General features: G+C 73.8%; 11 protein-coding genes. 4 read left to right on the forward strand and 7 right to left on the reverse strand.

Going from position 1 to position 13,686, the window contains the following annotated elements:
* Positions 1-8 precede the first annotated feature (8 nt).
* The 4 genes from DMP17_RS14780 to DMP17_RS14795 are packed head-to-tail and all read right to left on the reverse strand — an operon-like array spanning position 9 to position 2,893.
* On the reverse strand, positions 9-782 hold the full coding sequence (locus tag DMP17_RS14780; RefSeq protein WP_337829829.1) for an alpha/beta fold hydrolase: 774 nt from the start codon (positions 780-782) through the stop codon (positions 9-11).
* Positions 779-928: a hypothetical protein gene (locus DMP17_RS14785; protein ID WP_226356442.1), complete on the reverse strand. Its 150-nt coding sequence runs from the start codon at positions 926-928 to the stop codon at positions 779-781. Before DMP17_RS14785 ends, DMP17_RS14780 begins: the two co-directional genes overlap by 4 nt.
* A gap of 38 nt (positions 929-966) precedes the next feature.
* Positions 967-1,896 carry a cation diffusion facilitator family transporter gene (locus DMP17_RS14790; protein ID WP_226356441.1) on the reverse strand — a complete coding sequence of 310 codons (930 nt, stop codon included), beginning with the start codon at positions 1,894-1,896 and terminating at the stop codon, positions 967-969.
* Between the two features lie 55 nt (positions 1,897-1,951).
* On the reverse strand, positions 1,952-2,893 hold the full coding sequence (locus DMP17_RS14795; RefSeq protein ID WP_337829830.1) for a hypothetical protein: 942 nt from the start codon (positions 2,891-2,893) through the stop codon (positions 1,952-1,954).
* A 215-nt stretch (positions 2,894-3,108) separates the two neighbouring features.
* Between DMP17_RS14795 and DMP17_RS14800 the strand changes: the two genes are divergently transcribed.
* Positions 3,109-4,602 (forward strand): APC family permease, encoded by a 1,494-nt coding sequence (locus DMP17_RS14800; protein WP_443217962.1) that lies wholly within the window; start codon positions 3,109-3,111, stop codon positions 4,600-4,602.
* A 22-nt stretch (positions 4,603-4,624) separates the two neighbouring features.
* On the opposite strand, the gene DMP17_RS14805 is transcribed toward DMP17_RS14800, so the two are convergent.
* Positions 4,625-5,878 (reverse strand): FAD-dependent monooxygenase, encoded by a 1,254-nt coding sequence (locus DMP17_RS14805; RefSeq protein ID WP_226356438.1) that lies wholly within the window; start codon positions 5,876-5,878, stop codon positions 4,625-4,627.
* Between the two features lie 133 nt (positions 5,879-6,011).
* The gene (locus DMP17_RS14810) at positions 6,012-7,247 is read right to left on the reverse strand and encodes an FAD-dependent monooxygenase (protein WP_226356437.1); all 1,236 of its coding nucleotides are present in this window, start codon (positions 7,245-7,247) and stop codon (positions 6,012-6,014) included.
* 219 nt (positions 7,248-7,466) lie between these two features.
* Here DMP17_RS14810 and DMP17_RS14815 point away from each other — a divergent pair, with 219 nt between their 5' ends.
* On the forward strand, positions 7,467-8,897 hold the full coding sequence (locus DMP17_RS14815) for a lipopolysaccharide biosynthesis protein (RefSeq protein ID WP_337829832.1): 1,431 nt from the start codon (positions 7,467-7,469) through the stop codon (positions 8,895-8,897).
* A gap of 1,550 nt (positions 8,898-10,447) precedes the next feature.
* Here DMP17_RS14815 and DMP17_RS14820 read toward each other — a convergent pair.
* Positions 10,448-11,338 carry an ATP-grasp fold amidoligase family protein gene (locus DMP17_RS14820; protein WP_226356435.1) on the reverse strand — a complete coding sequence of 297 codons (891 nt, stop codon included), beginning with the start codon at positions 11,336-11,338 and terminating at the stop codon, positions 10,448-10,450.
* Between the two features lie 248 nt (positions 11,339-11,586).
* Between DMP17_RS14820 and DMP17_RS14825 the strand changes: the two genes are divergently transcribed.
* Together DMP17_RS14825 and DMP17_RS14830 are read left to right on the forward strand one after the other, a co-directional pair.
* A complete protein-coding gene (locus DMP17_RS14825) occupies positions 11,587-12,597 on the forward strand; it encodes a glycosyltransferase family 2 protein (protein ID WP_337829833.1) in 1,011 nt (336 codons plus the stop codon).
* 28 nt (positions 12,598-12,625) lie between these two features.
* Positions 12,626-13,645 (forward strand): DNA topoisomerase IB, encoded by a 1,020-nt coding sequence (locus tag DMP17_RS14830; protein ID WP_226365535.1) that lies wholly within the window; start codon positions 12,626-12,628, stop codon positions 13,643-13,645.
* Positions 13,646-13,686 lie beyond the last annotated feature (41 nt).

Below are 13,686 nucleotides of genomic sequence, written 5' to 3' on the forward strand. Positions count from 1 at the left end.
CGGTCTGCTCAGCCGGGCGGGAGCGGGTGCCGGGCGAGGAACGTCAGCACCTCGTCGGTCGCGCGCCGCTCCAGGAAGTAGGCGTGCCGGGCCCCGGGCAGCACGACGAGCTCGGCGCCGGGGATGCGCCGGGCGAGGCGGAACCCGTTGTCGGGCGGGGTGAGCTCGTCGTCGCCGCCGTGCAGCACCAGGGTCGGGGCGGTGATCGTGGCGACCGCGTCCCACGCGTCGTGCCTGGCGCTCGCGCGGCGGTGGCCCGCCCGCGCCGCCGGACTCATGGTGTCGTCGCCGAGGACGGGCAGCGGGTCCGGGATCTGCGGGCCGGCCATGAGGCGGCGCAGCTCGCCGTCGTGGGTCGCCGGGTCGGCCAGGCGGCGCGGCACCTCCGGGTCGGGGGCGACGGTGCCGGGTCCGCCCGCGGTGGTGCAGCCGAGCACCAGCGCGCCGACCCGGTCGGGGTGGTCGGCGGCCACCCACTGCGCGACCCGGCCGCCCATCGACGTGCCGTAGACGTGGGCGCGACCGATCCCGGCCGCGTCGAGGACGGCGACGACGTCGCGGGCGAAGCGGCGGGTGCTCCAGTCGTGGTCGGCCGCGTCGTCGCTGGTCCCGGTGCCGGCGGTGTCGACGGCGACGGTGCGGTACCCGGCGAGGCCCTCGCGCACGGTGCTCCACCAGTGCCGCGCGTTGGCCTGCCCGGCCAGCAGGACCAGCGGCTCGCCACTCCCCCGGACGTCGAACCCGATCCCGGTCCCGTCCGGTGCGACGGCCCGCACGCTCACCGGGACGCCCGCGGCTCGGGCCGGCCGACGCCCGGGGTGTGGCCGCGCATGTTCCGCAGCCACCGGGCGTGGTCGTCGCGCGAGCGGGACAGGGTCATCGGCGTCGCGATCCCGTGGAACGTGTACGGGCTGAACAGGTGCGCCATGCCATGGACCACCCCGGGCGGCTGTGGATCACCGCGACTCAGCCGCAGTGGTTCTCGTGCCCGGTGTGCGCGGCGTGCTCGACCTGCAGGGTGGAGTGGTCGAGCCCGAACCGCTCACGCAGCACGTGCCCGGCACGGTCGAGCACCGAGGAGTCCCCGCAGTGCGCGGAGACCTCCTCGTCGACGACGACGTGCGCCGACATCGCGGGGGTGCGGTCGTTGATCGCCCACACGTGCAGGTCGTGGACGTCGGCGACGCCCTCGACGGCCAGCAGCGCCGCCTTGACGTCCTGGGCGTCGATGCCCTTGGGCGCGCCCTCCAGCAGGACGTGTGCGGCCTCGCGCAGCAGCGACACCGCGCGCGGGAGGATCAGCGCGACGATGAACAGCGAGGCGATGGTGTCGGCGTAGGGCCAGCCGGTCGTCATCAGCACGACGGCGGCGGCGAGCACGCCGACCGAGCCGAGCGCGTCGCCGAGGACGTGCAGCATGGCCCCGCGCATGTTCATGTTGCCGCGGTCGCCGCCGGCCAGGACGGCGAGCGACACCAGGTTCCCGAGCAGGCCGAGCACACCGATGACCAGCAGCGGCAGGCCCGGGATCTCGGCCGGCTCGAACAGCCGCTGCACCGCCTCCACCCCGACCCACACCACGACCGCGACGAGGGTGAGCGCGTTCAGGGCGGCGACGAGCACCTCGGCCCGGCCCATCCCGTAGGTCCGCGACGTCGTCGCCGGGCGTGCGGCGAGCACGCTGGCGATGAGGGCGGCGACCAGCGCACCCGCGTCGGTCAGCAGGTGCCCGAGGTCGGCGAGCAGCGCCAGCGAGCCGGTGTACACCGCACCCGCCGCACCGAGCACCGCCGTGACCAGCGTGACGCCCAGCGCCGTCGCCAGCCGGCGGCGGTCGGTGCCCGCCCCGGCGTGCCCGTGCCCCGAGCCGCCTCCGTGACCGTGTCCGTGACCCATGCCGGTCACCATACATGCACGTATTCGCATACGAGAACCCGCGACGGGTGGTGGGTCAGGAGACGGACAGCACGTCCCCGGCGACGTCGCGGCACACCGTCCAGCCGTACTCGACGCCCCGCTCGGCGGGGTAGGTGGTGAGCACCGCGAGGGCCCGGTCCTCCCAGGCCAGGACGCAGTGCACGTTCCACCCGTCGGCACCGTGCAGGGTCCAGCCGTTCTTCTCCGCGACGACCCCGGGCAGCGCGGGACGGACGCCGGAACGGCCGTCGGGGGTGACGGCGTCGAGGTCGGCGAGCAGGGCGTCCCCACCCGGCCACTCCGGCGCGCGGTCGCGCACGCAGGCCAGGATCCGGGCCGCGTCGAGCGCGGTGACCCGGGTGTAGGACCACCACCCCGGCCGCGACGTCGACACCTCCACCCCGCACTCCGGCTCCAGCCGCGCGGTGCTCGCGTCCCCGCCGAGCGCGCGGTAGAGCCGTTCGGCGGCGTCGTCGTCGGAGGCGCGCACGGCGGCGGAGATGTCAGCACGCAGAGTGTCCGGCACCGGCCGGCCCGCCTGCGCGGCGGCGCGCAGGGTGTCCGCCGCCAGCCACGCCTTGATCGTGGACTCGGCCTCGGAGCGGCCGGTCGCGGCGTCGGCCGAGCCGGTCCACCGGCCGTCGTCGGTGTCGAGCAGCGCCCAGGACAGCGTGAGGCCGTCCTCGCCCTCCCGGTCGACGAGCAGCGAGCCGGGGGCGAGGTCGAGCGGGTCGGCGACGGCGGAGCCGGTCATCGCCGCGAGCAGCTCGCGCAGGGTGCCCGGCCCGGGAGCGCCCCCGCCGTCCTCGTCGGGGTCCGCCGGGGCGCTCTGGTGGTGTGCGGGGCGCGCCACCGGGCCGGCGGAGGTGACGCCGGCCCCCCACACCGCGGGCACCGCGACCGCCACCGCGACGGCCACGGCGGTCACCACACGGGCGCGGGAGAACCGTCGACGGCGTGACGCTGGTCCGGACACGGCCCCTCCGGTCGGGGACGGCCGGACGGCCGTCCCGCCTTCGATGGTGCACCACCGAACTCCGATCCGGACAGGGAGGACGGAGGGTTCACACAGGATTTTCAGGATGCTGCGCGCGCCCCGCCCGGCACCGCACCCCGTCGCCGACATACCGTGCCGCAACGATCGATCGACCGACGACGAGTGGGGGTGGCGGAGTGGGCTGGACGCGCACGATGCCGGTGGAACGGATCCTGGCCCGGAGCAGATCCGGTGACGGGTCCGAGGACGGCGGCGGCGACGGGCAGGGCACGCCGCTCAAGAGCACGCTCAAGGCCCGTGACCTGGTCGGTTTCGGTGTCGGCATCATCATCGGTACCGGGATCTTCACCCTGGCCGGGGTCGAGGCCCAGCAGCACGCGGGGCCCGCGGTCACGCTGTCGTTCCTGATCGGCGCGGTCGTCGCCGGGCTCGCCGCCGTCTGCTACGCCGAGCTGGCCTCCTCGGTCCCGACGGCGGGCTCGGCCTACACCTACGCCTTCGCCACCCTCGGCGAGGTCTTCGCCTGGATCATCGGCTGGGACCTGCTGCTGGAGTTCGGCCTCGGCCTCGCCGTCGTCTCGCGGAGCTGGTCGGGCTACCTGGCGTCGCTGTTCGGGCTGCCGACGGCGTGGTTCGGGGAGGAGGCGACGGTCAACGTCGGCGCGGTGCTGATCATCGCGGTGCTGACCGTCGTCGCGGTCGCGGGCATCCAGCAGTCGGCGCGGCTGACGAACCTGCTGGTCCTGGTGAAGCTCGCGGTCTGCGTGCTGATCCTGGCCGTGGGCGTGTTCTACATCGACCCGGCCAACCTGCAGCCGTTCATCCCGCCGGCGCAGGCGCCCGAGGGCGGCGGCTCGGTGTTCACCCAGCCGATCATCTCCGGGGTGTTCGGGCTCGCGCCGACCGTGTTCGGCGTCGGCGGCATGCTCACCGCGGCCGCGGTGGTCTTCTTCGCCTACACCGGGTTCGAGGCGCTGGCCAACCTCGGTGAGGAGGCGAAGCGTCCCAACCGCGACCTGAAGATCGGTCTGCTCGGCGCACTCGCCATCTGCGCGGTGCTCTACGTGGGCGTCTCGATCGTGCTCACCGGGATGGTCCCCTACACCGAGATCGACACCGGCGCCCCGCTGGCGTCGGCGTTCGCCGGCGTCGGGCTGCCGTGGGTGGGCGCGCTGATCGCGCTCGGCGCGGTCACCGGGCTGACCTCGGTGATGATGGTGGAGCTCGTGACGATCGGCCGGATCGGCTTCGCGATGGGTCGCGACGGTCTGCTGCCGAAGGCCATCGGCACCGCGCACCCGAAGTGGGGCACCCCGCACCGCATGACGATCATCGGTGGTGTCGTCTGCGCGGTGATCGCGGCGTTCACCCCGATCACCGCACTGGCCGACATGGTGTCGATCGGCGCGCTCTCGGCGATGATCATCGTGGCGATCGCGGTGCCGGTGCTGCGCCGGACCCGCCCCGACCTCGACCGGCCGTTCAAGGTGCCGTTCTCTCCGGTGGCGCCGGCGATCACCGCGATCGCGTGCCTCTACCTGATGCTGAACCTGAACCTGGACACGTGGATCCGGTTCGTCGGCTGGCTGCTGCTCGGCCTGGTGGTCTACGCCGTCTACGGGCGCAAGCACTCCTTCCTCGCGCGCGAGGAGCGGGAGGGCTCCGGGGCCGGGCGGGACCGGGACTGAGCCGGCCCCGCCGGGCCACGGGTCAGCGCTGCAGGGCCTCGCGGGGGGTGATCTCCCCGCGGGCCAGCGCCCGGCGGACCCGGCGGGCCGCGGTCAGCCTGCGGCGGACCTGACGGACCGGCTCGACCTGCGTCGCACGGTGCAGACGCTCGTTGAGCCGGCCCTGGTCCTGCCGGCGGTCGAGCAGCGACCAGGAGAAGGCCAGCGCGTCGTCGGCGCCCTCGAGGCGCTCGGGGACGGTCTCGAACCACTCCATGCTCGCCCGGGCCATCCGCTGGATGGGCGCCATCGCGGCGCGGCGACGCGCGTCGTACCCGGCGAGGGCGGCCTCGACGTCGTCGGTGCCGCGGGTGCCGCGCGGGTAGAGCTCCTCGGCCAGCGCGATCGAGTCGGCGACGGCGAGCACGGTGCCCGAGCCGATGGCGAAGTGCGTGGTGTGGGCCGCGTCGCCGGCGAGGACGACGTTGCCGTCGCGCCAGGACATGTTCCGGACCTCGCGGAACTGCAGCCACGGCGAGGACCCCATGCCGGGCGGGGCGATCAGCGAGTGCCCGTCGAGCGAGCGGGCGAAGACGCCCTCGAGCATCCGCATGGCCTCGTCGGGCGCCATCGTGTCCAGCCCCAGGCCCGTCCAGGTCTCCGGCGTGCACTCCACGATGCAGGTGCTCACGCAGTCCGCGGCGGGGTAGGCGTGGAACCAGATCCAGCCGGCGTGGGTCTTCTCGAACGCGAAGGTGAACGGCCGGAACGGCTTGCTCGTGCCGAACCAGACGTAGCGGTTGGAGCCGTGGGCGACCCGCGTGCCGAAGACGTCGGCCCGGGCGGCGCGGATCGCGGACCCGACCCCGTCGGCGGCGACGACGACGTCCGCGTCGGCGGTCAGCGGGTCGTTCGCGGTGTCACCGTCCGCGGCGACGGCCGTGTCGAACATCAGCTTCACGCCGACCTGGCGGGCCCGCTCTGCCAGCACCTCCAGCAGCCGCGCGCGGCCGATGGAGTAGCCGTAGCGGCCGCCGAGATGCACCGGACGCCCGGAGACCTCCACGACCTGGGAGTCCCACACGTGCGCCGCGGCCCGCACCTTCTCGGCGCCGAGGGGGTCGGTGCGGAAGAGCTCGTCGAGGATGTCCTCACCGAGTGTGACCGCGAAGCCGGAGGCCGTGCCGGGCGCGTTGCGCTCCGCGAGGACGATCTCGTCCTGCCCGCCCGACCGGAGCCGGGCCAGGATCGAGAAGTACAGACCGGCCGGTCCACCACCGACGACCACGATCTTCACACCGGACCTCCATCGGATGTCATCGATCTGGGACGCAACGACCCTACGAACGTGGCGGACCTGTGTGGACACCGGGTCCGGCCACGATCGGTGACGGTGCGCATGCCGTCGGCGAGCGGTTTCGCGGCGGAACTCAGCTCTGCCGACCGCGCAGGGCCGACCGCCGGACGCGGCGGGCGGTGGTCAGACCGCGCCGCACCTGACGCAGCGCGGGCACCTGGGTGGCGCGGTGCAGGGTGCGGTGGATGCGGCCCATGTCGCCCCGGCGGTCGGTGAGCGACCAGGCGAACTCGACGGGGTCGGTGACCTGCTCGAGCTGGCGTCCGGCCTGCTCGAACCACTGCATGTTGCGGCGGGCGGCGTCCTGGATCGGGCCGATCTCCGCGCGCCGGCGGGCGTCGTAGGCCGACAGTGCGGCGCCGCGGCCGTTCGGGCAGGTCAGGTCGGCCGCGGCCGTCTGGCCCGCGACGCCGTAGAGGGCGTCGACCAGACCCATCGAGTCCTGCATGGCCAGCACGGTGCCCGAGCCGATCCCGAAGTGCGTGGTGTGCGCGGCGTCGCCGGCCAGCACGAGGTCGCCGTCGCGCCAGGTCCGGTTGCGGACCTCGCGGAAGCGCAGCCAGGGCTTGTCCCCGAGCCCGCCGAGGGGCTCGATGAGCCGGCGCCCGGCCAGCGTGCGGTGGAAGACCGACTCGACGAGCCGGACGGCCTCGGCCCCGGACATGTGGTCCAGGCCCAGCGCCTCCCAGGTGTCGGGCTCGCACTCGACGATGCAGGTGCTGACCCCGTTCGACGACGGGTAGAGGTGGATCCACATCCAGCCCGCGTCGGTCGGCTGGAAGTCCCAGACGAAGGTGTCGGAGTCGCTGTCGGCGCCGAGCCAGACGTAGGGGTTCGTCCCCTCGTCGACGGTGGTGCCGAAGTGCTCGGCGCGCGCGGTGCGGATCCGGCTGCCGACGCCGTCGGAGGCGACGACCAGGTCGGCGTCGAGGTCCGCACGGTCGACCGGGGAGCCGTACTCGATCTTCACGCCCAGCTGCTCGGCCCGGCGCGCCAGCACGTCGAGCAGGTCGACGCGGGCGATCGCGTAGCCGTACTTGCCGCCGACGTGCACCGGGCGGTGGTCGGCGACCCGGATCTCCTGGGCGTTCCACAGCCGCGACGCGCGACGCAGGGCCTCACCGCCCTCGGGGTCGTTGCGGAACGCGTCGTCGAGCATGTCCTCGCCGTAGGTGACGGCGAACCCGTGGGTCCGCCCCGCCTCGTTGCGTTCGTGCACGACGACCTCGTCGCGTCCACCGGACCGGAGCCTGGCGAGGACCGCCAGGTACAGACCGGCCGGCCCACCTCCTGCGCAGGCGATACGCACGCAGACCCCCTTCGGTTCATCAGGTCACCGGAAGAAATGAACCGTAGCGCAGGGGTTGCGGAGCGCGACGGGGTGTGTATGTCCGCGGTGTCCGACCCGGCCGGTGACGGGCCGTCCGGCGCCCCTCCCCCGGGCACCCGGGTGGTCGACCCCTGGTTAGCGTGGTGGTGTGCACGCACTCAGCGGGACCTCCCGCGCCGCCGTCCGGTGGTGCGCGCGATGAGCGTCGGGGAGATGGTCGCCGGCCGGGTCCGCTCGGTCCGCCGCGAGATGGGCAACCCGCTCTACCGCAACGCGTACGCCCTGATGCTCAACACCGTCGTCAACTCCGGCTTCGGGTTGCTCTACTGGGTCTTCGCCGCGCGCGTGTTCAGCACCGAGGACGTCGGCCGTGGCAACGCCATGGTCAACCTGATGATGCTGATCTCGGTCCTGACCTCGCTGAACTTCGGTCAGGCCCTCATCCGCTTCCTCCCGACGGCCGGACGCGACTCGCGGTCGCTGGTGCGGCTCGCGTACGGGATCAGCGCCGCGATGGCCGTCGTCGGCTCGGCCGCGGTCATGACATACTGCCACTTCGCCTACGCGCCCGGCGACCCGCTGCACGTCTCCCCCGGCTTCGCCGCGTGGTTCGTGGTCTCGACCGCCGCGTGGTCCATCTTCAACCTGCAGGACCAGGTCCTCACCGGGCTGCGCTCGGCGATGTGGGTGGTGCTGGAGAACGGCGTCTACGGCGTCGTGAAGCTCGGGCTGCTCGTGGTCGTCGCGTTCACCTCGGTGTCCGACGGCGTGTTCACCTCCTGGAGCGCGCCGGTCATCGCGCTGCTGGTGCCGTTCACCCTCCTGATCTCCCGGCGGCTGCTCCCCCGGCACACCGCCGAGACCGCGGACCGCGACGACGCGGGCGCCCCGGACCGCGCCACGCTCGCCCGCTACATGGGCGGCGACTACCTGGGCCAGGTGTTCAACCAGGCCATGTCGTCGTTCCTGCCGGTCCTGGTGGTCATGACGATCAGCCAGGCGGCCAGTGCCTACCTGCTGCCGGCCCAGACGGTCTTCCTCGCCATGAGCATGCTGTCGATGGCGATCACCTCGGCACTGGTCGTGGAGGGCTCCCGGAACCCGGCGCACGCGCACGTGTTCGCCCGGGCGGTGCTGCGGCGGATCTGCCTGCTGGTGTGGCCCGCGTCGCTGGTCATCGCGCTGGCCGCGCCGCTGCTGCTGTGGTTCTACGGGCCGCAGTACGTCGAGAACTCCACGACGCTGCTGCAGCTGCTGATGGCCTCGATGTTCCCGCGCGTGATCGTGACGATGTGGATGACGAAGTCCCGTCTCGCGAACCGCACCTTCCCCCTGGCCGTTCAGCAGCTCGTGCACTGCGCGATCGTCCTCGGCGGGATCCCGCTGTTCGCCCCGATGCTCGGGGTCGACGCCGTCGGCTGGATGTGGCTCGCGGGTGAGCTGGTCCTGGCGATCGTCTTCCTGCCGTCGGTGGTGCGCTGGCTGCGCCAGCCGGTCCCGCCGCACCCGCCCGGCGACGGCGGCGTCACCACCCCGGACGGCCCGGATCCCCTCGACCGGGACGACGACACCCGGCCCATCGGTGGGCCGGAGGCGCGGACCCACGAGTTCCCCCGCGTCCGCGACTGACCCGCGGTACAGCGGGCTCCGGCGCTCCCTGGCTCAGGGGGCTCGGGCTCGGAGCCGCGGGGCTCCGGACTTCCGGGGCTCCGATGCACCCGAGCTTCCGGCTTCCGGGGGCTCCGGTCCACCGAGCTCCGGGCTTCCGGGGGCTCCGAACCACCGAGCTCCGGGCTTCCGGGGGCTCCGAACCACCGAGCTTCGGACTTCCGGGGGCTCCGAACCACCGAGCTTCGGACTTCCGGGGGCTCCGAACCACCGAGCTCCGGGCCTCCGGGGGCTCCGATCCACCGAGCTCCGGGCTCCCGGGGCTCCGATTCACCCGAGCTTCCGGCTTCCGGGGCTCCGAACCACCCGAGCTTCCGGCTTCCGGGGCTTCGACCAGTGAACTCCGGGCTTCCGGGCGGCAGACCGGCCCACGGTCCGCCGGCCACCCGGGGCAACGGCCACCAGCTTCTTCTGCTCGCCGGCGACCACAGCCGCGAGGCCGCGCCGCGACACAACACGGCACGCCGGTCCCCGGCCCACCCTTGTCCCCGGCCCGGCCCGGCGGCCCTGTCGCACCCTCGCGAGGTCGTCGCACCCGCCGCGTGGGGTGCGACGACCTCGTCAGCGGTGCGGCAGGCCGGGCGAGGGCGACCTCGCCGGCTGCAGCGATGCGGCCGGGCCCCCGCCGGACGGCCCGGGTCGTCCGCACCCCGCGGAATCGCACGCCGCCCGACGGGGGCGGTCCTCACCCACGCGCCGAGGAGCGCCCCGCCGGGCGACGTGCGCGACAGACCTGTCGATCGGTACGTGAGCGCTGTCCGACCAGGCGTCGGCAACGCTCAGGTACTGATCGATCGGCGGCGGGCGCCGTCGTCGCACGCTCTCCACGGCTCACATCCCGGCTCCGCCTCGACGACGGCCACGACAGCACCTCGGGGACCGGAGCAGGGGGCACACCCCTTCATGGGCAGCCACACCTGTTGCAGAGGGTGTGACTGCCCGCGAAGGGGTGTGGAGGTGCGGCGACCCGCGACGACGCACGGCGACCGTCGCGTGGGGTGCCGCGGCCGGCGGCGGGTCGCCACGGGGTCGTCGGGGCTCGGCGCGGCGGACAGGTGGGCGGGCGTGGGGCGGACGGGTGGGGCGGACGGGTGGGGCGGAGGGTGTGCAGCGGCGAGGGCGGGGCAGGACGAGGGGCTGCGCGAGAACCCGGTGAGTGCGGGCGTCCGGTGTGCAGGAGCCCGGTGAGTGCGCGAGCCCGGTGAGTGGACGAGCCCGGTGACCGGACCAGCCGGGTGCATGCACGAGACCGGTCCGTGCACGCCCGGTGGGTGCGCGGACTCGGCGCATGGGTGGAGCCGGATGGGTGCGCGCCCGGTGAAACGCACAGGCCGGGGAGCAAGCGAGGCCCAGCCGGTGCACGCCCGGCGGGTGCACGAGCCCGGACGCAGGCGGAGCCCGGTGGGTGCACGGGCCCTCCGAGGTGCACCGCCCCGGGGAAACGCGCGAAGGCTCCGGTGGAGGCGACGTCCGGGGCCCGTACGAGAGCCCGGGTGGACCCGAGAGCCCGGTCAGGAGCGCTGGATGAACTTCTCCGGGATCGGGGTCCCGTTGCGCCACAGGTTCCCCAGCGCCCGGTCGAAGGCGCGGGGCCGCAGCCGGACGAGCCCGCCGCCCGGGTTGTGGGTGATCTCGCCGAAGTAGACGTGGCCGTCGACGTCGTAGAGGTCGACGCGGGCGAAGGTGAAGTCCTTGCCCAGCGCGCGGGCGATCTCCAGCATCCGCTCGTAGGACGCGGGCTTCTCCGGCAGCGCGTCGGCCTGGGAGAAGCGCCCGGAGATCCGGAACGGCACCCAGTCCGGGTGCAGCATCGTCGAGGTGTGGGCGACGAAGCGGTCCTGGTCGATGACGACCATCGCGGGCTCGCCGTGGAAGACGAAGAACTTGTAGTCGGCGGGCGGCTTGGTGCCGTCGCCGATCATCTCCTCGACGACGGCGCGCGGGGTGAGCCCCTCGTAGGGGCGCTCGCGCCAGCCGTGGGTGAAGAAGTCGGTGCGCAGCCAGCGGGCGACCGTCGAGCGGATCTTCGCGTGATCAGCGGCGGCCGGGTGGCGCACCAGGATCGTCATGTCGCAGCCGTGGGTGCCCTTGACGACGTAGGGACCCGCGGGGGCCTCCAGGTCGAGGTCCTCGGGCCGCTCGACCACCTGGATGAGCGGGATGAGGTGCTCGGCCCCGATCCGCTCGGCGACGTGCTCCCGGACGGCGTACTTGTCCGCGGTGACGTGCACCAGCTCGGGCTGGTCGTCGAGGTTCTTCTTCGCGAGCAGCTGGGACCAGGTCCGCGGCCGCCGGAACGTCGTCAGCTCCCCCTGGAACAGGGCGTGGTGGGCCATCGCGAAGGCGCGGTGCGGCAGGAACCGGAGCCGTCGGGACAGCATCACCCGTGCGTCGAACGACATTCTCCGGACGATAGCGACCCTCTCCCACCACCCGGCGCACCGGCCCCGGACCGGGTGGCCCGGCCGCACCGGGCAACCCCGGATGCCGCACGGACGTCACCAACAGTGCGCACGCTCGTTGCCATTCGCGAGGAATGCCCGCAGCAGGGCCTCGGTCGAGGGCGTGCCGAATGCTCTGCGTCACCCCTTACGGTGAATGCGGGGCCGACGGCGCCGAAGACGGGCGCACCCCGGAAGGAGCACCGACTGTGCCGATCGTGCGGAACCCCCACGTTCTCGTCACTGTGATCACGCCGGCCTACAACGTCGGTCCGTGGATCGGTGAGGCCATCGACTCGGTGCTCGCGCAGACCGAGTCCCGGTTCGAGTACCTCGTCGTCGACGACGGGTCGACCGACGACACCGCCGACGTCGTCCGCTCGCGCGCCGAGCGCGACCCGCGGGTGCGGCTGATCCAGGTGGAGAACGGCGGCTCGGGCGCGGCGCGCAACCGCGCGCTGGCCGAGAGCGCCGCCCCCTTCGTCGCGTTCCTCGACGGTGACGACCGCTGGCACCCCGAGTTCCTCTCGCACATGCTCGAGACCATGCACACCGCCCCGCCCGGGGTCGGGATGGCGTACTGCCACACCCGCGTGATGCTGGAGTCCGGGCAGGTCGTGGCGCTGCGCTGGCAGCCGTCGGGCCGGGTCGACATCGACAAGCAGCTGGTGGAGAACAACCCGCCGCACAACGGCAGCTCGCTGATGATCCGCCGGGCCTGCTTCGACCAGGTCGGCGGCTTCGACTGCTCGCTGCCCTCCGCGGTGGACTTCGAGATGTGGCTGCGGATCGCCGCCGGCTCGAACTACCCGCTGATGTGGGGCACCCGCCGCTGGCTGCTCGACATGCGCCTGATGCGCACCGGGTCGATCAGCTCCAACCGGCAGCGCCGGTTCGAGTGCCTGGACAAGGTCATCGCCGACTACGCCCCCCGGATGGGCCGCCAGCACCCGGGCATGGCCTACGTCCGGCCCGCGGTGTTCGCCTACCGCGACGGGCTGGACGACTTCGGCGACCGGTGGGCGCTGCTCGCCCGCGAGGCCGGCGCGAAGGAGCTCGCGAAGGACTCCTGGGGCCGGTCGCTGCTGGCGTGGAGCAGCGCGGGCCGCGAGCGTCGCGCTCAACTGCGCAACGTCCGCGACACCGCCCGCAACGGTGCCTACAAGGGCATGTCCGGGGCGCTGCGCACCGCGGTGAAGATCAACTCGCTGCGGGGATGATCCCGGCGCGCGGCGGGTATCCCCCGGCGTGCGACTGACCAGGGCGATCCCGTACCGCGGCGGCCTCACCCGCCGTCGTCGGGGACGGGGGTTCAGCTACCACGACGCGACCGGCGCCGCCGTCGCCGCGCCGGTGCGGGCCCGGATCGAGGAGCTGGTGATCCCGCCCGCCTGGCGGGACGTGTGGATCTCCGAGCGGGAACGCGACCACATCCAGGCCGTCGGCTACGACGACGCGGGCCGCCGCCAGTACGTCTACCACCCGCGCTGGCACGCCGACCGCGACACCGAGAAGCACGACCGCGTGCTCGAGCTCGCCCGCAGGCTGCCCCGCTTCCGTGAGCGCGTGCAGCGCGCCCTCGACGGCCGCGGGACCGGTCGCGACCGGGTGCTCGGCGGGGCGATGCGCATCCTCGACCTCGGGGTGTTCCGCACCGGCGGCGAGCAGTACGCCGAGGAGAACGGCACCTTCGGGCTGTCGACGCTGCGCCGCGAGCACGTCCGGCTGCGCGGTGGCGGCTGCGAGTTCTCCTACACCGCCAAGGGCGGCATCCACCGGCGCGTCCGGATCCGCGACGACGGCCTGGTCCGCCTGGTGCAGGCGCTGCGCCGGGCCCGCCCGGACGGCGACCGCTTCCTCGTCCACCGCGACGGGCGGCGCTGGCGCGAGATCCGCTCCGACGACGTCAACGACCACTTCCGCTCGCTCACCGACGCCGCGCACACCGCGAAGGACCTGCGGACCTGGAACGCCACCGTCGTCGCCGCGGTCGCGTTCGCCGAGCACGGCTCCGCCGGGGGCGCCGAGCTGTCCGCGACCGCGCTGAAGCGGGCCGAGGCCGCCGCGATGCGCCAGGTCGCCCGGGCGCTGGGCAACACCCCGGCCGTCGCCCGCAGCAGCTACGTCGACCCGCGCGTGGTGCGGGCCTTCGAGGAGGGCCACACGGTCGCGGCCGGGCTGCGCCGCATCCCGCGCGGCGCCGACGAGCACCGCAGCCGGGTCGCCGTCGAACGGGCGGTGCTGCGGCTGCTGGAACGCCACACCTGACCCCGCGGCCCGCCGGTGCCCGGCCGGTCCCGCATGATGGG

The organism is Pseudonocardia sp. TMWB2A, from assembly GCF_017312135.1.

What these genes read in the sequence shown, in the direction of transcription:
- DMP17_RS14815 (WP_337829832.1), top strand. Translation starts at nt 7,467, where the DNA reads ATGAGCGTCGGGGAGATGGTCGCCGGCCGGGTCCGCTCGGTCCGCCGC.
- DMP17_RS14820 (WP_226356435.1), bottom strand. Translation starts at nt 11,338, where the DNA reads ATGTCGTTCGACGCACGGGTGATGCTGTCCCGACGGCTCCGGTTCCTG.
- DMP17_RS14800 (WP_443217962.1), top strand. Translation starts at nt 3,109, where the DNA reads ATGCCGGTGGAACGGATCCTGGCCCGGAGCAGATCCGGTGACGGGTCC.
- DMP17_RS14785 (WP_226356442.1), bottom strand. Translation starts at nt 928, where the DNA reads ATGGCGCACCTGTTCAGCCCGTACACGTTCCACGGGATCGCGACGCCG.
- DMP17_RS14790 (WP_226356441.1), bottom strand. Translation starts at nt 1,896, where the DNA reads ATGGGTCACGGACACGGTCACGGAGGCGGCTCGGGGCACGGGCACGCC.